Here is a 17,574-nt window from a genome sequence, read left to right on the forward strand (position 1 = left end):
CATTGTTTAAACGGCGGGGCCATCCGGTCGCTTCCGACAGACTGGGTTTCAGCGGGCGCGCGTGCTCCGTGCCGCGCCCGCTTCTTGCACTGCTTTCTACTCGCCGCGCATGGTCGCCTGGAAAGCCGGAAGGTGCTTCTTCTGCGCTTCCAGCATCCGCTCGCGGTAGACGCCGTAGATCACGTCGGTGTCGTGCAGCGTCACCCCGGCGATTGTCGGCGAGGCGAAGACCGGCAGTTCGATGCCGCGCTTCGACAGCGCCTCGGCGGTGCGGGCGATCAGCTCATGCGCCAGGATCATGGCAAGCACCGTCGATGATCCCGAAACCGGCCGGCTCCAGCCTTCGACCGGCACGATCGCATCCTCGATCGGCGAGCAGGTGTCGATGACGAGATCGGCCGCATCGGCAAGCCGCTTGCCGGAGGAGTGCGTGGCCGGCTTGTCGAGATTGTTCTTGCTGGTCACCGCGACGACGAAGATGCCGCGCTTCTTGGCATAGAGCGCGGTGTCGATGCCGGACGAGTTGCGGCCGCTATGGCCGAAGATGATGATCGAATCGCCCTTGTTGAGCGGCTGGTGGTCGAGGAATTTCTCGGCGTATTTCTCCGTCCGCTCCAGCCATAGAAGCTCACGCACGCCGCCGGCGCCGAGCACATTGTGCCACATCACGCGCGGGTCGGTCAGCGGGTTGAAGCCGACATAGCTGCCATAGCGCGGAAACACTTCCTGCACCGGCAGCACCGAGTGGCCCGAGCCATAGAGATGGACCAGTCCGCCGCCTTGCAGCGTGTCGGCAAAGCGGGTTGCGGCCTCATCGAAGGCTTCGGCATTGGCTTTCGATGCCTGTTCGATGAGGGCGGCAAGGCGGGGGATGTAGAGATCGGACACTTGGGTACTCCTGTTATGTGTCAGCTTCGGGTGTTTGGGGAGAGCCGGCCGGCGCGCAGCGTCGAGCGGATCTCGTAGCGGTCGCCACGCATGATGGAGACGGTGAATTCGAAGGGGCCGCGCTCGTCGGTGGTGATGCGCTCGACCACGAAGGCGGGGCTGCCGGCAGGGAGGTCGAGCAGTTCGGCGTCCGCCGCCCCGACGGCGCCGACGCGGTAGTTCTCGCGCGCCGCGACCGGCACGATGCCGTAGTGGCGCTCCAGCGCTTCGTAGAGCGAGCCCTGCAGCAGGCCGGCATCGAGGAAGCCCGGCACGCGCACCGCCGAAAGCTGCGCCGTCTGGATGCCGATCGGTTCGTCGTTGCCGAGTCTCAGCCGCCGGATGCGCACCACCGGGTCGCCCTCTTCGATCTCCAGCGCCCCGGCCGCGGCGGCGTTGGCTGATGTCAGGCTGCAATCGAGCAGGCGCGAGCCGGCGATCACGCCCATATTGCCCATTTCCTGGGTGAAGCTGGTCAGTTCGCGGGTGCCGGCGACAAGCGTGGTCGAGCGCACGAAGGTGCCGCGGCCATGCTCGCGCCGCAGCAGTCCGTGCTCCTCGAGATTGCGCAAGGCATGTCGCAGCGTGATGCGGCTGACGCCGAACAGGGCGCAGAGCCGGTCTTCCGCCGGTATCTGGTCGCCCGTCGCCCATTCGCCGCTCTTGACGATGGCGCGTATCGCCTCTTCCACCTGGTACCAGAGCGGCTCGGGCCGGCTGCGGTCGGGCTGCTGAAAGCTTGGCTCGCTCATCGTATCTGCCTCCACCGCGGCCCCGCGAGCCCGGCCAGTGCCGCTCCGACGAGGCCGGCACGGGAGCCGAACGCGCCGGGCCGCAGGACGATATCGCGCATATGCGACGGCAACTGGCGCCGCAGCGCCGCCAGCAGCGGCGGCCCGATCACGTCCACGGCATCCGCGAGACCGCCGGAAATCAGGATCATTTGCGGATCGAGCAGGGCGACGGCGCCGGCAAGGGCACTGCCGAGCCGGCGCGACGGCAGCTCGAGCACCGTGAGCGCCGCCAGCTCGCCGGCGCGGGCGGCCTCGATCAGCTGGCTGCCGTCGGAGAGTTCGATCTGATGAGCCAAGGTATCGAGCGCCCGGCCCGACGCACCGCGCTCCAGCCAACCGCTGCGCTCGTCGCCTTGATCCTTGATGTCGGCGCAAGCCCAGCCGAACGAGCAGGCGCCGCCATGCGCGCCGGCGACGATGCGGCCATTGGCCAGCACCGCCGAGCCGATACCGGTGCCGATCGCCAGCAGGATTGCGTCCGACATGCCCTTGGCCGCGCCTTCGGCGGCTTCCGCCAGCATGGCGATCTGGGCATCGTTGCCGATGGCGACGCGAAGCTCGGGAAACAAGGCCGCGATGTCGACGCCGTCGAGCCAGGGCAGGTTCGGGATCCAGCGGCAGACCGAGCCTTCGACAAGTCCGGGCACGGCGAGCCCGAGCGCCTCGACCGGGCCGGCCTCGGCCGAGAGGGCGCGGATACGCGCGACAAAGGCGTCGAGACTGTCTGGCGCGGCTTCGCGGCCCAGCATTTCCAGCGCCCGCACATCGTCGGAATGCGCCGCGGCCCGCAGATTGGTGCCGCCGAGATCGATGGCCAGAACGCGCGTCATCGGCCGCGCTTTCGTTCGGCCGGCGGCGCGAACAGGCCGCTGCCGGCATTCCATGAATGCGACGCCGCCGCGAAGCCCTGCGCATGGCGCGTGCCGCGCAGGCAGCCGCGCAGCCGGTAGAGCGCGCTGTAGTAGTCGACATAGGGAAAGCTGCTCAGCCCGCGCGCCAGCTCATATTCCTTGACCGCCTCGCTCCAGATGTCGAACCCGTCGCTGACGTCGATAAGGTGTTCGGGTCGAAAGCCATCGTCATCTTCCCAGTTCTCGCCGAACAGCAGCAGTTGCGGTGTGTGGGCCGGATGTTTGCGAGCAATCGTCGGCAGTGCGGCGAAGAAGATGCCGGTCTGCGTCAGTTGGGCGGCGGCGCGATGGTCCTTGTGCCAGCTGCCATGCCAATGGGTGATGACGATCTCGGGCTTCAATTCGCGGATGACGTCGCAGACCCGCAATGCCGTTTCGTCATCGGCGGGCAGGAAGGCATCGTTCAGTTTGAAGGTTCGCATGCCGACGCCGAGCTGGGCGGCGGCCTTCGCTGCCTCCGCCTCCTTCTGCACACAATAATGCTCCGGGATGAGGCAGGGGTGACCCTGCTCGCCCATGGTGAGATGCAGGAAGGTGACAGCAGCGCCGCCGCGCACGGCCGCCGCCGCCAGTGGCCCGGCGATCACCTCGGCGTCGAAGGCATGTGCCCCCACCACCAGTATCGAACGTGCGGTGTAGACCTTGTCTTCGATCATTTCATGCCTCCCCCGGCGCCGACGCCTTCGCGAATCTGGCGGGCGAGCAGACAATACATGATCAGGATGGGCGCCATGGAGATCGCCAGCGAAGCGAACACCAGGCCCCAATCGGTGCGGAACTGGCCGACGAACACGCTGATCGCCAGCGGCACGGTCTTGTAGCGGTCGTCGAAGATGAAGATCAGCGGGAAGAAGAAATCGTTCCACACGGCGATCGCGGTGAAGATGGCGACGATCGACACCGCCGGCTTCACCATCGGCAGGATGATCTGGAACAGGATGCGCGCCTCGCCGGCGCCGTCCATGCGCGCCGCCTCGTCGAGCTCGGACGGCAGCACGCGCATGAAATTGGCGAAGATGAAAACGGCGAAGGGGATGCGGATCGCCGAATAGACGAGGATCAGGCCGGTCAGCGAATCGAGCAGGCCGAGATTGCGCATCAGCGTGAACAGTTCGACCGAGGCAAGCCGGATCGGCAGCATGATGCCGGACAGGAACAGGCCGAGCATGATGCCGTTCCAGCCGAGCCGGTAGCGGCTGAGCGGATAGGCGGCCATGGCCGAGACGACGATGGTCAGGATCACCGCGCCGCCGGTGACGATAAGGCTGTTGATGAAATTCTGGCCGAGATCGGCGCGCGTCCATGCCTTGACGAAATTGTCGAAGGCGAAGCTTTGCGGCAGGCCAAGCCTGTTGTCATAGATCTCGGCGGTGGTCTTGAAGCAGGATACGATGAGAATATAGAGCGGCAAAAGCACGGCCGCGGTCCACAAAACCAGCACCGTCCAGCCGGGCAGCCGCGCCAGCTTTGGCATCAAGGCTCTTGGCGTGACGGCCAGCGCAGTCATAGCTGCACCGTGCGCCGGTCGAAGAAGCGCAGCATCAAAAGCGTTCCGATGCTGAGGATCAGGAACAGCATCGTGCCGAGCGCCAGCGCGAGACCGATGTCGGTGATGCCGACCGCGCCCTCGGCGCCGAAGGCGAGCCGGTAGAAATAGGTCACCAGCGTGTCGGTCGAATAGCTCGGATTGCCCTGCACGCCCTGCATCACATAGACGATGTCGAACTGGTTGAAGGTGTTGATGAACGACAGTGTCGTCAGCGTGCCGATGGCCGGCATCAGCAGTGGCAGCGCGACCGAGACCAGCATGCGCGTATTGCTGGCACCGTCGAGCCTTGCCGCCTCGAAGATCTGGCCGGAGATCTGCCTGAGGCCGGCGGTGTAGATCAGCACCGGCAGGCCCATCCAGTTCCAGGCATCGACGGCGATAAGCATCGCCAGCGCCGTGTGGCTGTTGCCGAGCACCGTGAGGCTGCCTTGGTGCAGGCCAAGCCCGTTCAGCACCCATTCGGCGATGCCGCCGGGCGCCAGCAGCAGGCGCCACAGCGCGCCGACGATGACGGGGCTGAGCACCGCCGGGAAGAAGAAGACCGACTGGAAGAAGGCCGCACCCCTGTCGCGCAGGAACAGCAGCCAGGCGAACAAAAGGCCGAGACCGTTCTGGAACAGCATGATCCCGAAGAACCAGGCGACGTTGTGCCAGAGCGCCCCATAAAGGCGCTCGCCGCTCGGGAAGACGAAGAGGCGGGCAAAGTTCGACAGGCCGGCGAACTCCTGCATGCGCAGCCCCTTCCAGGTGAAGAAGCTGCCCCACAGCGACATCAGCAGGGGATAGAGGACGAACAGCGCATAGACTGCCAGCGCCGGCAGGATGAACAGCACGGCCATGCGCTGCTGGGTGCGCTGGAGGCTGGTCATGCGGCGAGGGTCGGTCATGCGCTGCTCTGTGCTGGCGTGAGGTCGGCCGCGACGCGGCCGGCACACCTTTATTGCTTGGGCTTGAACCAGGTGGCGACGGCGGCTTGCATGTCGCCCGCCAGCTTCTCCGGCGTGATATTGCCCTCGACCATGTCGATGATTTCGGACTGCAGCACCGAGGAGGCCGTCGGCGTCTGCCAGCGGAAGCCGACCAGCGTCAGATAGGGCGTCGAATTCTTCGCCATCGCCATCATCTCGGCCAGCACCGGGTCCTTCACAGTGACGTCGGTCCGCGCCGGCGGCCAGCCGAGTTCATCGGCGAACAATTGCGCGAATTCGGCCGAAGCCATGAAGTTCAGCACCTTGATCGCGGCTTCCTTGTTGGCGCTTTCGGAGACGAGGCCGTAGGAGCCATCCGAAAAGGCCGAGGTGTAGAGCTTGGTCGCCGCATCATCGGCGGGGAACGGGAAGATCGAAAATTTCAGCTTGGGGTTCTGCGCCTTGAAGCTGCCGTTCTCGAACGAGCCGCCGAAGAACATCGCCGCCTTGCCGGAGATGAACTGCTGCGTCGCCGTGGTGTAGTCGACGCCGGCGAAGCCGTCGGAGTAGTACGGCTTCAACTCGGCAAAGCGCTTCAGCGCCGCCACGTAGCGCGGATCCTCGAAGGTCGCCTTGCCGCTCATCATCTCGTCGTAGAAGCCGGGACCATAGATGGTCGGACCAACGACGCCGACGCCGATCTCCAGCTCCCAGGCGGAGCCGTTGGCGCCGCCGGCGGCGATCGGCGTGATGCCAGCCGCCTTCAGCTTCTCGCAGGCGGCGACAAAATCCTTGTAGGTCTTGGGAACCTCGATGCCTTGCGCGGCAAAGATCTCCTGATTGTAGAAGACACCCATCATAGGCACCGAATAGGGCACGCCATAGATCTTGCCGTCGGCGCGGCCGCGCGCGCCGCCAAGGGCAGCGTCCGGCATGGCCTTCAGTTCGCTCACGCTGTCATCGAGCGCGTCGAGATAGCCGCCTTCGATGAAGGGCTGCAATTCACCATAGGCCTTGAGCTGCGCGATATCGGGTCCACGGCCGCCGCGCAGCGCCGTGCTCAGCCGGTTCTGGTAGTCGGCGTCCGGCGTGAACTGGATGTCGACCTTGACGCCTGGATTCTTGGCCTCGAACGCATCGAAGATGCGGCGCATCGCGGCTTCGTCCTCGGTGCGCCAGCTCCACAGCGTCACGGTGTCGTCGGCTCTGGCCGGAACGGCGGTGAAGGCGCCGGCGCAAGCGGCGGCAAGGCCGCCGATCAGGCCCAACATCATGCGCCGGTGGATTGAAAGCATGCTCATTGCCAGTCTCCCATTTTTGTCTGTCTTGGCGTGTCACGGCGCTTCAGGCCGCAAAGAGAGTCATTCGCTTATCGCAAGGTCATTATAACGACATGACTTGGTCCGCAAGAGCCCTTGAAAAGGAGATCAGGAAGAGGATGACGCGATTGGGCATATGTAAATAACTGGTATTAAACGAAGATTCATCGCGGCGCTTTGCCGGATAAAACTCACTGCCAGATGTCCAAAAATTTTTCGTGAAAGATAGGGCTTGCGCCCCCGCTTCAGGTTGTCATAACGTCATCGGCATCGTTATGCCCTTTGCGGAGGATCCGGATGTCTTTGACTTGGATTTCGAAACTGGCATTGGCCGCGGGGCTGGCCGTCATGCCCGTCACCGGCTGGGCGCAATCGGTCACCATCTCCTATCTGACCCATTGGTCGCCGGAGACGGTCGCCTTGCTGGAGGCGGCTGCCAAGGATTTTTCGAAGACCAATCCGGACGTGGCCGTCACCGTCCGCGCCGTTCCCTTCGGCGATCTGCTGACGACGCTGCGCTCCCAGGGCGGCGGCTCGGACGGCCCGACCATCGGCGGCATTTATGATCTGTGGCTGCCCGAACTGGCGCGCGACAAACTGGTCGCGCCGGCGCCTGAAGCTGTCGCCGGCGAGGTCAAGGGCGCATGGCCGGCGGGCGTGGTCAGTGGCGCCTCGGTCGGCGGCACGCTCTATGGCATTCCCAACGAAATCGACGTCTACGCGCTGAACTACAACAAGGCGCTGTTCAAGCAAGCTGGCATCGCTGCACCCCCCAAGACCTGGGACGAGTTCAAGGATGCCGCCAAAAAGTTGACCAACAAGGACGCCGGGCAGCAGGGTTTCGGCATGATCAATTCCTGGGCGGCGGGCGTCGTCCACCCCTTCGCCTCGCTGCTGGTCTCCAATGGCGGCGAACTGGTCAAGGACGGCAAGCCTGTACTGGACAGTCCGCAGGCCGGCGAGACCTTCCAGCTCTATGAGGATCTGATCAAGTCCGGCGCCAGCGATCCGGCAATGGCGACCGCGGACGCCAACACCACCGGGCCATTCCTCGACAATTTCGTTTCCGGCAAGACCGGCATGATCATCATGGCCAATTGGTGGGAAAGCGCGCTCAAGACCGGCATGGGCGACAGGTTCGCGGACATTGCCACTGCACCCATCCCGGTCGGCCCGAGCGGCGACAAGCCGCATTCGATCTCCTATTCCTGGATGACCGTCGTCAACGCCAAGGCAGGCGAGGCCGAGCAGAAGGCGGCGTGGGAATTCCTGGCCTGGCTGAACAGCCCGAAGTCGGGCAAGAACGGCGCTTCGGCGATGTCGGACATTCTGATGTCAATGGGCATCCTGCCCTCGCGCGGCTCCGACATCGAGGCGCACAAGGACAAGCTCGGCTCGCAATTTCTGTCCGGCTATGTCAGCGTGCTCGCCGACGCCAAGCCCTTTCCCGTCGTTCCGGGCGGGCAGGAATTCAGCGAATCGCTGCAGCAGACTCTCGAAGCGTTGCAGTACAGGCAGGTCTCGGCCAAGGATGCGCAGGCGAATGCTCAGGCTGACGCCGTCTCGATCCTGGAGCGCGCCGCCAAATAGCCGTGGGTTCGCCAGCCCGCGCTTTTTGCAAAACACCGCGCTTTTGGAACGGAGCAGATGACCAAAGCCTATCGTGCCTCGGCGGGCATCATGCTGGCGCCCGCCGTGACATTGATCGGCGTCTTCATCCTGCTGCCGATGCTGCTCACCGTCTGGCTGTCGTTCCAGGACTGGTCGACGCAGACGCCCTTTGCCGAGGCGAGCTTCATCGGTCTCGACAATTTTCGCGAGATTTTCGGGTCGGCCTCGGTCGGACGCGACTTCAAGGGCGCTCTCCTCAACACCGCGCTCTACACCGCGCTCTCGGTCGTCCTGATCCTGCCGCTGTCGGTCGCTTTCGGCCTGATGGTCTATCAGCGCGACGTGGCCGGCGGCACGGCGCTGCGCACGGTGCTGTTCTCCACCTATATGGTGCCGATGATCGCCGTTGCGCTGGTCTGGTCGAAGCTCTATTCGCCGAGCGAAGGGCCGCTCAACCAGATGCTTGGTCTCATCGGCATCGGCCCGCAGCCCTGGCTGTCCTCGCCGCGCTCGGCGCTGGTCTCGATCGTCTTCCTCAATGTCTGGCAGCAGGTCGGCTATTTCACTGTGCTGGCGGTGGCGGGGCTGACGCAGATCCCGGGTAGCCTCTACGAGGCGGCAAAGCTGGACGGCGCCAGCCGGCGCGAGCAGTTCCGCTTCATCACCCTGCCGCTGTTGCGGCGCACGCTTTTGTTCAGCGCCGTCATCGCCATCATCAACGCGGTGCAGGTGTTCGAGCCGGTTGCGCTGATCACGCAAGGCGGGCCGGTCGGCTCGACCAATGTGCTGACCTTCCACATCCGCCGCGTCGGCATCGAGCGCGCGCAGGGCGGGCTGGGCTCTGCCATGGCGGTGATGCTGATGCTGTCGCTGGTGGTCGTCGTCTGCGCGCTGTTCGCCCTCGCCAACCGGAAGGATGACGAATGAGCGCGGCAGGATCGCCGAACTGGCTGCCACGCAAGCGCCCGTCTGGACGCCGGGCGCTGCTCGCCATCTTGATGCTGCTGGTCGCCGTGGCGTCCGCCTTCCCCCTGGTATGGATGGTGCTCTCCAGCCTGAAGACGCCGGCCGAGACCATGCAGGTGCCGCCGGTGTGGATACCGCGTGCGCCGAACCTGGAGGCCTACGAGAAGGTGTCCGGCGTCATCAATGTCGGCCGCTCGATGTGGAACTCCTTGCTCATCGCCTCGATCACCACAGCCGGCATCCTCGTCACCAGCATGATGGCCGGCTACGCCTTCGCCAAATACAGCTTTCCCGGCCGCTCGCTGCTGTTTTCCGTGCTGATCGCCACCATGTTCCTGCCGCCGATCGTGACGCTGATCCCGCTCTATCGCCTGGTCGGCTCGATCGGGCTCAATGCCAGCCTTGCCGGCATCATCGTGCCCAACCTCGCCAACGCCTTCGGCATCTTCCTGATGCGCCAGTTCATATCGGGCGTGCCTGACGATCTCATCGACGCCGCGCGCATGGACGGCGCGTCCGAACTGCTGATCCTGTTCAAGATCGTCGCGCCAAGCGTCGCTCCGGCGATCGCCGCACTGGCGCTGTTCGCCTTCGTCTATCATTGGAACAGCTATCTGTGGCCGCTCACCGTGCTGCAGGGCAATGCCGACGACTACCCGATCGTCATCAGCCTCAGCCGGCTGCTGAGCTACAACAGAGGCGCCGTCAACACCGGCCTGGTGATGGCCGGCGCAACGCTCGCCGTACTGCCGCCGCTCATTCTCTTCGTTTTCCTGCAACGCTTCTTCGTCGACTCCATAGTCGGCTCGGCCATCAAGGGCTGATTGGTGGGAGGCATGGCCGAGGCTCGTCAGCCCTTGCGCGGCTTGGTCCCGTCGGACTTAGGCTTTCCCTGTTCCTCGCCGATCCCGGTCTTTGCCGCGAAGCTGTAGAGAAGACCCGCCGCGACAAGCACCAATAGCGTGCCGAGCGCCGCCACCTGCCACAGGCCAAGCCCGCAAGCCACGCCGATCGCGCCGGCCAGCCACATGCCCGCGCCAGTCGTGAGCCCGTGGACTTCGCCTCTCGAAAACATGATGGAGCCGGCAGCCAGGAAGGCGACACCGGCGGTGACCGCTTCGACCACGCGGATGGGATCGACCTTGACGGAGTCCTGCGCGAACATCGGCGCGTGAACGATCTCGATCGTCAGTATGCCAAAGGTGGCCGCCGCCACGCAGACCAGGATGTGGGTGCGCAGCCCGGCGGGCCGATTGCGCCATTCGCGTTCGAACCCGATTGCGGCACCGAAGACCGCCGCCAGCAGCAGCCTCGCAGCGATCACCGGAAACGGGACATAGGTCGGATGGCCGAATTCTTCGAAGAGTTGTTCCATGGATACCCAGGGCGCGTGACCGTCCACAACGTGCTCGGGCGGATCAGGTTCCTGGGAGGTCGCCCGGCCACCGACGATTTATCGGTCCGGGGGCTGGCTCAATCGCCGGCACTTGCGTTTGATATCGTTCCTGGCGCATCGTTATCTCTCGCACGATACGACGACCGATCTCACCATCTGAGAACTTCGGCGGCCCGAAGGAGAGAACCCATGTCACATAATCTGCAGTTCTATATTGACGGCGCCTGGGTCGATCCGGTCGTGCCGAACAGCTTCGACGTCATTGATCCCTCCAACGAAGATGCCTTCGCCCAGATATCGCTTGGCAGCAAGGCCGATGTCGACAAGGCGGTGGCGGCCGCCAAGCGCGCCTTCAACACGTTCGGGTTCACCGAAGTCGCCGAGCGGCTTGATCTCCTCAACCGCATCATTGCTGTCTACAAGAAGCGCAGCGCCGATCTGGCGCTGGCCGTGTCGCGCGAAATGGGCGCGCCGCGCAAGATGGCGCTGGACAGCCAGGTCGGCATCGGCCTCGCGCATCTGCAGAAGATGGCGCAAGTGCTGAAGCGTTTCGAGTTCCGCCACGTGAAGGGCAACAACCTCGTCGTCAAGGAGCCGATCGGCGTCGTCGGCCTGATCACGCCGTGGAACTGGCCTCTCAACCAGATCACCTGCAAGGTCGGTCCGGCACTTGCCGCCGGCTGCACCATGGTGCTGAAGCCGAGCGAGATCGCGCCGCTCGACGCCGTCATCTTCGCCGAGATCCTCGACGAGGCCGGCGTGCCGAAGGGCGTCTTCAATCTCGTCAATGGCGACGGCCCGACTGTCGGCCAGGCGCTGGCGAGCCATCCCGATGTCGATATGATGTCGTTCACCGGCTCGACCCGCGCCGGTATACTGGTAGCCAAGGCTGCGGCCGACACGGTCAAGCGCGTGCATCAGGAACTCGGCGGCAAGTCGGCCAACATATTGTTCCCCGATGTCGATCTGTCGACCGCCGTCAGCAAGGGCGTCGCCGGCTGCTTCAGCAACAGCGGCCAGTCCTGCAACGCGCCGACGCGCATGTTCGTGCCGCGCGACCGCCACGACGAGGCGGCCGGCTATGCCAAGGCGGCGGCGGAGAGATTCACCGTCGGTCCGGCCGACGCGCCGGGTTCGAAGCTCGGCCCGGTGGTCAGCCAGATCCAGTTCGACAAGATCCAGGACCTGATCCAGAGCGGCATCGACGAAGGCGCCACTCTGGTGACCGGCGGCCCCGGCCGCCCCGCCGAACTCAACCGCGGCTACTACATCAGGCCAACCGTCTTCGCCGACGTCACCCCCGACATGCGCGTCGCCAGGGAAGAGATCTTCGGGCCGGTGCTGGCGATCATGCCCTACGACAGTGTCGAGCAGGCGATCGAGCAGGCCAACGACACCGTCTACGGCCTGGCCTCCTACATCCAGGCCAAAGATATAAAGAAGGCGCGCGAAGTGGCGGCCCGCATGCGCTCCGGCAACGTCTACATCAACTATCCCCAATGGGACGCCAGCCTGCCCTTCGGCGGCTACAAGCAATCCGGCAACGGCCGCGAATACGCCGAATACGGGCTGGAGGATTTTCTGGAGATCAAGGGCATCGCGGGGTACGAGGCGGCGGAGTAGATACCAGTCGGTTAAGGCATGCGGTGACGGGCGGCGAGTCTTCTTGATTTGTACGCCGCAGTGACGTACTTATATATCCCGAGAAACAGGAGGCTGTCATGTCGGCTTTCCATGATGAAGTTCGAGAAATCGAAGAACGCAGCAGCGAGCGGATGAACTTCCGTACGAAGCCTCGTATCAAGAAAGCTATCCAGCAAGCGGCGGCTCTTGCAGGCGTGGACGATTCCGTTTTCACCATGAATGCTGCGTACAGAGCTGCCATGGAAACGATCCAGGCCCATGAACGCACCACTCTGCAGGCGGTGGATCATGCCGCTTTCTTTGCCGCGATCGACAATCCTCCGCAGCCGACAGATCGTATGCGGGCGTCATTTGCCCGATATAGAGAGACCGTCGTTTCCAAGTGACGCAGACGCGCCCGGAAGCACGTGACATCATAGAGCCGTTCGATCCTGAAAAGCATGATCGAGCGGCTTTTTCCTGCGGCAATGAGCAGGTTGATAACTTCTTCAAGAAGACGGCCAACAAACTGTCCAAGGCCGATAATATTCGCGTCTTCGTGATGCTCGGTCCTGATGCGGATTTGATCGGCTTTTACGCCATCAATTCGCATGCGGTCGACTATGCCGAACTGCCTGCGAAATACGCGAGAACCAGGCCGGGGCACGGAAATATCCCCGCGGCTTATTTGTCCATGATGGGTGTCGATATCCGATTTTCCGGCAACGGATATGGCGGCGATCTTCTCCTCGACGCGCTGATACGCATCGCCGGGGCTGCGGAGCAAATCGGAATTGCCGTGGTCATGTTGGACGTCCTGGACTGCGGCGACCCGGTCAAGGTGAGGCGGAGAAAGAAGCTCTATACCGACCACGGCTTCATTGCGCTGCCCTCGAACGAGCTTCGGCTATTCCTGCCGATCAAAACTATTCAAGACATGTTGAAAGCCACAGTGTAGGACGAAGGAGATCGAACCGGAGGTCGTGCTTTTTCGCCCCCCGCCTTCACAGACCTCCCATAGGCAGGCATTGCGGGCTCATCTCGCCATCCCGCATTGCACAATTCCCCCGCATCGGCAAAATACCGGCATGGTCCGCTCCACACTCGCCGTTCTGGTGATCGACGAAAACCGCATCCGCGCCTCGATCATCGAGGCCGGCTTGCGCGAGGCCGGGCATGAGCGGGTCACCGTCATCCATGATGTGTCAGGCATTGCGCGGCGCATCGCCGAGATCGAGCCGGATGTCATCGTCATCGATCTCGAAAACCCCAACCGCGACATGCTGGAGAACATGTTCCAACTGTCGCGCGCGGTGAAGCGGCCGATCGCCATGTTCGTCGACCGCTCCGACCAGGCCTCGATCGAGGCGGCGGTCGATGCCGGGGTGTCGGCCTATGTCGTCGACGGTCTGCGGCAGGAGCGGGTCAAGCCGATCCTCGACATGGCGGTCAGCCGCTTCAACGCCTTCTCGCGCATGGCGCGCGAGCTGGAAGAGGCGCGCAGCGAGCTGGAGAGCCGCAAGGTCATCGACCGCGCCAAGGGCATATTGATGAAATCGCGGGGCTTGAGCGAAGAGGCCGCCTACACACTGCTGCGCAAGACGGCGATGAACCAGAACCGCAAGATCAGCGATATCGCCCAGAGTCTGGTCACGGCGGCCGGGCTGCTCGGACCGGCGGAGGACGAATGAAGATGGGCGCGACGCACCAGATCACCGCCGGCTTCATGCCGCTGTTCGACAGCGCCGTGCTGGTGGCGGCCGGCGAGATGGGCTTTGCCGCGCGCGAAGGCATCGAACTCACGCTGCACCGCGAGACTTCCTGGGCCAATATCCGCGACCGCATCGCCATCGGCCATTTCGACCTCGCGCATATGCTGGGGCCGATGCCGCTCGCCTGCAATCTGGGGCTCACCCCGCTCGCCTCCGAGACCATCGTGCCGTTCTCGCTCGGGCTTGGCGGCAATTGCGTTACGGTTTCGAATGCGGTCTGGGCCGGCATGGCCGCGCATGGCGCCATGCCCGACCTTGATCCGGCGCGGACCGGCAAGGCGCTCGGAGCATTGATCCGTGAGCGGGCAAAAGCCGGCCGCGATCCGCTCCGCTTCGCGGTCGTGCATCCGCATTCCGGGCACAATTACGAACTGCGCTACTGGCTCGCCGCCTGCGGCATCGACCCCACCCAGGAGATCGAGATCGTCATCGTGCCGCCGCCCTTCATGGCCGATGCGCTGGCCGCCGGCCGCATCGACGGCTATTGCGTCGGCGAACCCTGGAACAGCGCCTCGGTCGCCGCCGGCACCGGCCACATCGTCACCGTCAAGGCGCTGTTGTGGCGCAACAGCCCGGAAAAGGTGATCGGCGTGCGCAAGGCGTGGGCTGAGCAGAATCCCGACGCGCTGGCGGCACTGCTGCGCGCGCTGCATCATTCGGCCCGCTGGTGCCAGAATCCGGCCAACCATGGTGAACTGGCCGCCGTGATGGCGCAGCCCGGCTTTCTCGGCCTGCCGCCGGCGGTGCAGATGCCGATCCTGACCGGACGCCTTGATCTCGACGGCGAGGCGGAAAAGACCATCGACGACTTCTTCCTGCCTTTCGACAAGGCGGCGAACTTTCCCTGGAAGAGTCATGCGCTCTGGTTCTACACGCAGATGGTGCGCTGGGGCCATATCGCGCACACGCCGGAAAATCTCGCCATCGCCAGGGATTGCTACCGGCCCGACCTCTACCGCTCGGCGCTGAAGCCGCTCGGTGTGGCGCTTCCGGGCGCCAATGCCAAGGTCGAGGGCGCGCTGAAAGTGGCGACGCCGGTTGGTTCGGCAGGGGCAAGCCTGGTGCTCGGTCCCGACGGTTTTTTCGACGGCCAGATCTTCGATCCCGACGAGATCGACGCCTACATTGCCGGCCAAAAATCGGCCCGCACCGAAACCTGATCATTTCCACGCCATTCTTGTGCATTGCACAAAAATTGTGCGTGCAATAGCGCCAATGAACAAACTTTGGCCTGTCCGGCGTTCGGTCCCGGAGCGTCCCGATCGGCACGCATCCCTGATTCCATTGATATTTTTCCTCCCGTTCGAAACTGGCACGGTTCCTGCTTCGTAAACGGTAGGCTCTTTATGGGTCACGGAACAGGCGTCCAATGGCGGGCGCCACAGGCAAAGCTGCTGCTCAGGTCAACACGCGATCCCGTTTCTCGGGCGCGACGGCCTGGTCGGCGGCTTTTTTGTTTTGACCGAACACACAATCGACGACGCGGATCCGAAGCCGCGTCCAACCGGAGACGACGATGACGAAACGGATCGGAACTGGAACAACGCTCAAGGACATGACGCGCCGCGATTTTCTTGCCAGTAGCGCGCTGACGGCGGGGCTGTTCGTGGCTGCGCGCAAGCTCTTCCCGTCGGGCGCCTATGCCGCCACGGCTGCTCCCGAGGTGACCGGCGCCAAGCTCGGCTTCATCGCGCTGACCGATGCGGCCCCGCTGATGATCGCCAAGGAGAAGGGTCTGTTCGCCAAATTCGGCATGCCCGATGTCGAGGTGCTCAAGCAGGCCTCCTGGGGCGCGACGCGCGACAATCTGATGCTCGGCGGCGAGGCCAACGGCATTGACGGCGCCCACATTCTGACGCCGATGCCGTACCTCATGCACACCGGCAAGGTGACGCAGAACAACCAGCCGCTGCCGATGGCGATCGTGGCGCGGCTCAACTACGACTGCCAGGCCATTTCGGTCGCCCAGGAATATGCCGCCACCGGCGTCGGCCTCGACGCCTCCAAGCTGAAGGACGCCTTCGCCGCCAAGAAGGCAGAGGGCAAGGAGATCAAGGCCGCCATGACCTTCCCGGGCGGCACCCATGATCTCTGGCTGCGCTATTGGCTCGCCGCCGGCGGCATCGATCCCGACAAGGACGTCTCGACCATCGTCGTGCCGCCGCCGCAGATGGTGGCCAACATGAAGGTCGGCAATATGGACGTGTTCTGCGTCGGCGAGCCGTGGAACGAGCAGCTCGTCCACCAGGGCGTCGGCTTCACCGCCGCCACCACAGGCGAATTGTGGAAGGGGCATCCGGAAAAGGCGCTCGGCCTGCGCGCCGAATTCATCGAGAAATACCCCAACGCCACCAAGGCGATCCTGATGGCCGTCATGGAAGCCCAGCAATGGTGCGAGGCCATGGAAAACAAGGACGAGATGGCCGCCATCATCGGCAAGCGGCAGTGGATGAATGTGCCTGTTGCCGATATCATTGGCCGCCTCAAGGGCGACATCAATTATGGCAATGGCCGCGTCGCCAACGGCACCGACCTCTACATGAAGTTCTGGAAGGGCGGCGTGTCCTATCCCTATAAGAGCCACGACAGCTGGTTCCTGGCCGAGAACATCCGCTGGGGTAAGTTCGCACCGACCACCGACATCAAGGCGCTGGTCGACCAGGTCAACCGCGAGGATCTGTGGCGCGAGGCGGCCAAGGATCTCGGCGTCGCGGCAAGCGACATCCCGGCGTCCTCGTCGCGCGGCGTCGAGACCTTCTTCGACGGCAAGACCTTCGATCCGGCCAACCCATCCGCCTATCTCGACAGCCTGAAGATCAAGGCATCGGCTTAAGCACAAACGGCGCGTTGCGCCGTTTGTCGCTCAGAACCGACCCACGGAGTTTTCGAAAAAATGTCCATCCAAGCCATCGAGGACACCAAGGTGAAAGCGTTCCCCGCGCCGGCCAAACCGGCTGAGGTGATTGCCTTCGCCGCCAAGACGCGACGCCGCTTCGACCCGGTCGTGATTGCCGGCAAGCTGGCGAGCGCGCTGGTGCCGCCGGCGATCGTCATCGCCCTCATGCTCGTCGTCTGGCAGGTCGCCTGCTCGTCGCCCACCGCCAGCCTGCCACCACCGAGTCAGGTGTGGAACGAGGCCTACGACCTGATCGCCCATCCGTTCTTCGACAATGGCCCCCAGGATATCGGTCTGGCCTGGCGGGTGCTGATTTCGCTGCAGCGCGTCGCCATCGGTTTCGGCCTGGCGGCTGTCGTCGGCGTCGCGCTAGGCGCGTTGGTCGGCCAGTCGGTCTGGGCGATGCGCGGCCTCGATCCGGTGTTCCAGATCCTGCGCACGGTGCCGCCGCTGGCCTGGCTGCCATTGTCGCTGGCGGCGTTCCGCGACTCCAGCCCGTCGGCGATCTTCGTCATCTTCATCACCTCGATCTGGCCGGTCATCATCAACACCGCCGTCGGCGTCCGCAACATCCCCGAGGATTATCGCAACGTCTCCCGCATCCTCAGGCTCAACCAGTTCGAGTTTTTCGTGAAGATCATGGTGCCGGCCGCCGCCCCCTACATCTTCACCGGCCTCAGAATCGGCATCGGCCTGTCCTGGCTTGCCATCGTCGCCGCCGAGATGCTGACCGGCGGCGTCGGCATCGGCTTCTTCATCTGGGACGCGTGGAACTCGTCCAGGCTGCCCGACATCATCGTCGCGCTCGCCTATATCGGCGTCACCGGCTTCTGCCTCGACCGCCTGGTCGCGGCGGCCGGCGCCATCGTCACCCGCGGCACCACGGCAAAGTAAGGAGAGGA

Annotated in this window: 18 protein-coding genes; 10 read left to right on the forward strand and 8 right to left on the reverse strand. The window is 64.1% G+C overall.

Going from position 1 to position 17,574, the window contains the following annotated elements; all coding sequences use genetic code 11:
- Positions 1-96: 96 nt before the first annotated feature.
- The 7 genes from C9427_RS10975 to C9427_RS11005 are packed head-to-tail and all read right to left on the reverse strand — an operon-like array spanning position 97 to position 6,390.
- Positions 97-888 (reverse strand): sugar isomerase domain-containing protein, encoded by a 792-nt coding sequence (locus C9427_RS10975; RefSeq protein WP_107649176.1) that lies wholly within the window; start codon positions 886-888, stop codon positions 97-99.
- A gap of 20 nt (positions 889-908) precedes the next feature.
- Positions 909-1,679, reverse strand: a complete 771-nt coding sequence (locus C9427_RS10980) for a GntR family transcriptional regulator (RefSeq protein ID WP_107649177.1) — start codon at positions 1,677-1,679, stop codon at positions 909-911.
- Positions 1,676-2,551 carry an ROK family protein gene (locus tag C9427_RS10985; RefSeq protein WP_107649260.1) on the reverse strand — a complete coding sequence of 292 codons (876 nt, stop codon included), beginning with the start codon at positions 2,549-2,551 and terminating at the stop codon, positions 1,676-1,678. Before C9427_RS10985 ends, C9427_RS10980 begins: the two co-directional genes overlap by 4 nt.
- The gene (locus C9427_RS10990) at positions 2,548-3,288 is read right to left on the reverse strand and encodes a PIG-L deacetylase family protein (RefSeq protein WP_107649178.1); all 741 of its coding nucleotides are present in this window, start codon (positions 3,286-3,288) and stop codon (positions 2,548-2,550) included. Before C9427_RS10990 ends, C9427_RS10985 begins: the two co-directional genes overlap by 4 nt.
- Positions 3,285-4,106: a carbohydrate ABC transporter permease gene (locus tag C9427_RS10995; RefSeq protein WP_245437046.1), complete on the reverse strand. Its 822-nt coding sequence runs from the start codon at positions 4,104-4,106 to the stop codon at positions 3,285-3,287. Before C9427_RS10995 ends, C9427_RS10990 begins: the two co-directional genes overlap by 4 nt.
- Before the next feature lie 29 nt (positions 4,107-4,135).
- Positions 4,136-5,068 carry a carbohydrate ABC transporter permease gene (locus tag C9427_RS11000; RefSeq protein WP_107649180.1) on the reverse strand — a complete coding sequence of 311 codons (933 nt, stop codon included), beginning with the start codon at positions 5,066-5,068 and terminating at the stop codon, positions 4,136-4,138.
- Between the two features lie 50 nt (positions 5,069-5,118).
- The gene (locus C9427_RS11005) at positions 5,119-6,390 is read right to left on the reverse strand and encodes an extracellular solute-binding protein (protein WP_107649181.1); all 1,272 of its coding nucleotides are present in this window, start codon (positions 6,388-6,390) and stop codon (positions 5,119-5,121) included.
- Positions 6,391-6,705: 315 nt separating this feature from the next.
- Between C9427_RS11005 and C9427_RS11010 the strand changes: the two genes are divergently transcribed.
- From C9427_RS11010 to C9427_RS11020, 3 genes are read left to right on the forward strand one after another with little or no spacing between them, the layout of a single operon-like run.
- A complete protein-coding gene (locus tag C9427_RS11010) occupies positions 6,706-7,998 on the forward strand; it encodes an ABC transporter substrate-binding protein (RefSeq protein ID WP_107649182.1) in 1,293 nt (430 codons plus the stop codon).
- A gap of 57 nt (positions 7,999-8,055) precedes the next feature.
- Positions 8,056-8,946: a carbohydrate ABC transporter permease gene (locus C9427_RS11015; RefSeq protein ID WP_107649183.1), complete on the forward strand. Its 891-nt coding sequence runs from the start codon at positions 8,056-8,058 to the stop codon at positions 8,944-8,946.
- Positions 8,943-9,809, forward strand: coding sequence for a carbohydrate ABC transporter permease (locus C9427_RS11020; protein ID WP_107649184.1), 867 nt, complete (start codon positions 8,943-8,945; stop codon positions 9,807-9,809). Before C9427_RS11015 ends, C9427_RS11020 begins: the two co-directional genes overlap by 4 nt.
- 26 nt (positions 9,810-9,835) lie before the next feature.
- Here C9427_RS11020 and C9427_RS11025 read toward each other — a convergent pair whose 3' ends face one another.
- Positions 9,836-10,360: an MgtC/SapB family protein gene (locus C9427_RS11025; RefSeq protein ID WP_107649185.1), complete on the reverse strand. Its 525-nt coding sequence runs from the start codon at positions 10,358-10,360 to the stop codon at positions 9,836-9,838.
- Positions 10,361-10,570: 210 nt separating this feature from the next.
- Between C9427_RS11025 and C9427_RS11030 the strand changes: the two genes are divergently transcribed.
- From C9427_RS11030 to ntrB, 7 genes are all read left to right on the forward strand, one after another.
- Positions 10,571-12,004, forward strand: coding sequence for an aldehyde dehydrogenase family protein (locus C9427_RS11030; protein ID WP_107649186.1), 1,434 nt, complete (start codon positions 10,571-10,573; stop codon positions 12,002-12,004).
- Positions 12,005-12,102: 98 nt separating this feature from the next.
- Positions 12,103-12,411: a type II toxin-antitoxin system TacA family antitoxin gene (locus C9427_RS11035; protein ID WP_097576642.1), complete on the forward strand. Its 309-nt coding sequence runs from the start codon at positions 12,103-12,105 to the stop codon at positions 12,409-12,411.
- Positions 12,408-12,962 (forward strand): GNAT family N-acetyltransferase, encoded by a 555-nt coding sequence (locus tag C9427_RS11040; protein WP_107649187.1) that lies wholly within the window; start codon positions 12,408-12,410, stop codon positions 12,960-12,962. The genes C9427_RS11035 and C9427_RS11040 overlap by 4 nt, the downstream gene beginning before the upstream one ends.
- A 130-nt stretch (positions 12,963-13,092) precedes the next feature.
- Positions 13,093-13,695: an ANTAR domain-containing response regulator gene (locus tag C9427_RS11045; protein ID WP_107649188.1), complete on the forward strand. Its 603-nt coding sequence runs from the start codon at positions 13,093-13,095 to the stop codon at positions 13,693-13,695.
- A 2-nt stretch (positions 13,696-13,697) separates the two neighbouring features.
- The gene (locus C9427_RS11050; RefSeq protein WP_167434317.1) at positions 13,698-14,936 is read left to right on the forward strand and encodes a CmpA/NrtA family ABC transporter substrate-binding protein; all 1,239 of its coding nucleotides are present in this window, start codon (positions 13,698-13,700) and stop codon (positions 14,934-14,936) included.
- Positions 14,937-15,292: 356 nt separating this feature from the next.
- Positions 15,293-16,609, forward strand: a complete 1,317-nt coding sequence (locus C9427_RS11055; protein WP_107649190.1) for a CmpA/NrtA family ABC transporter substrate-binding protein — start codon at positions 15,293-15,295, stop codon at positions 16,607-16,609.
- Between the two features lie 60 nt (positions 16,610-16,669).
- A complete protein-coding gene (ntrB, locus tag C9427_RS11060) occupies positions 16,670-17,566 on the forward strand; it encodes a nitrate ABC transporter permease (RefSeq protein ID WP_107649191.1) in 897 nt (298 codons plus the stop codon).
- The last annotated feature ends 8 nt before the right edge of the window (positions 17,567-17,574 follow it).

Source organism: Mesorhizobium helmanticense (genome assembly GCF_003034915.1).
In the GTDB taxonomy this organism is placed as follows: Bacteria; Pseudomonadota; Alphaproteobacteria; order Rhizobiales; family Rhizobiaceae; genus Mesorhizobium; species Mesorhizobium helmanticense.

What these genes read in the sequence shown, in the direction of transcription:
- C9427_RS10980 (WP_107649177.1), bottom strand. Translation starts at nt 1,679, where the DNA reads ATGAGCGAGCCAAGCTTTCAGCAGCCCGACCGCAGCCGGCCCGAGCCG.
- C9427_RS11005 (WP_107649181.1), bottom strand. Translation starts at nt 6,390, where the DNA reads ATGAGCATGCTTTCAATCCACCGGCGCATGATGTTGGGCCTGATCGGC.
- C9427_RS11020 (WP_107649184.1), top strand. Translation starts at nt 8,943, where the DNA reads ATGAGCGCGGCAGGATCGCCGAACTGGCTGCCACGCAAGCGCCCGTCT.
- C9427_RS11050 (WP_167434317.1), top strand. Translation starts at nt 13,698, where the DNA reads ATGGGCGCGACGCACCAGATCACCGCCGGCTTCATGCCGCTGTTCGAC.
- ntrB (WP_107649191.1), top strand. Translation starts at nt 16,670, where the DNA reads ATGTCCATCCAAGCCATCGAGGACACCAAGGTGAAAGCGTTCCCCGCG.
- C9427_RS11055 (WP_107649190.1), top strand. Translation starts at nt 15,293, where the DNA reads ATGACGAAACGGATCGGAACTGGAACAACGCTCAAGGACATGACGCGC.
- C9427_RS11025 (WP_107649185.1), bottom strand. Translation starts at nt 10,360, where the DNA reads ATGGAACAACTCTTCGAAGAATTCGGCCATCCGACCTATGTCCCGTTT.
- C9427_RS11035 (WP_097576642.1), top strand. Translation starts at nt 12,103, where the DNA reads ATGTCGGCTTTCCATGATGAAGTTCGAGAAATCGAAGAACGCAGCAGC.
- C9427_RS11015 (WP_107649183.1), top strand. Translation starts at nt 8,056, where the DNA reads ATGACCAAAGCCTATCGTGCCTCGGCGGGCATCATGCTGGCGCCCGCC.
- C9427_RS11030 (WP_107649186.1), top strand. Translation starts at nt 10,571, where the DNA reads ATGTCACATAATCTGCAGTTCTATATTGACGGCGCCTGGGTCGATCCG.
- C9427_RS11010 (WP_107649182.1), top strand. Translation starts at nt 6,706, where the DNA reads ATGTCTTTGACTTGGATTTCGAAACTGGCATTGGCCGCGGGGCTGGCC.
- C9427_RS10990 (WP_107649178.1), bottom strand. Translation starts at nt 3,288, where the DNA reads ATGATCGAAGACAAGGTCTACACCGCACGTTCGATACTGGTGGTGGGG.
- C9427_RS11045 (WP_107649188.1), top strand. Translation starts at nt 13,093, where the DNA reads ATGGTCCGCTCCACACTCGCCGTTCTGGTGATCGACGAAAACCGCATC.
- C9427_RS10985 (WP_107649260.1), bottom strand. Translation starts at nt 2,551, where the DNA reads ATGACGCGCGTTCTGGCCATCGATCTCGGCGGCACCAATCTGCGGGCC.
- C9427_RS11000 (WP_107649180.1), bottom strand. Translation starts at nt 5,068, where the DNA reads ATGACCGACCCTCGCCGCATGACCAGCCTCCAGCGCACCCAGCAGCGC.
- C9427_RS10995 (WP_245437046.1), bottom strand. Translation starts at nt 4,106, where the DNA reads ATGCCAAAGCTGGCGCGGCTGCCCGGCTGGACGGTGCTGGTTTTGTGG.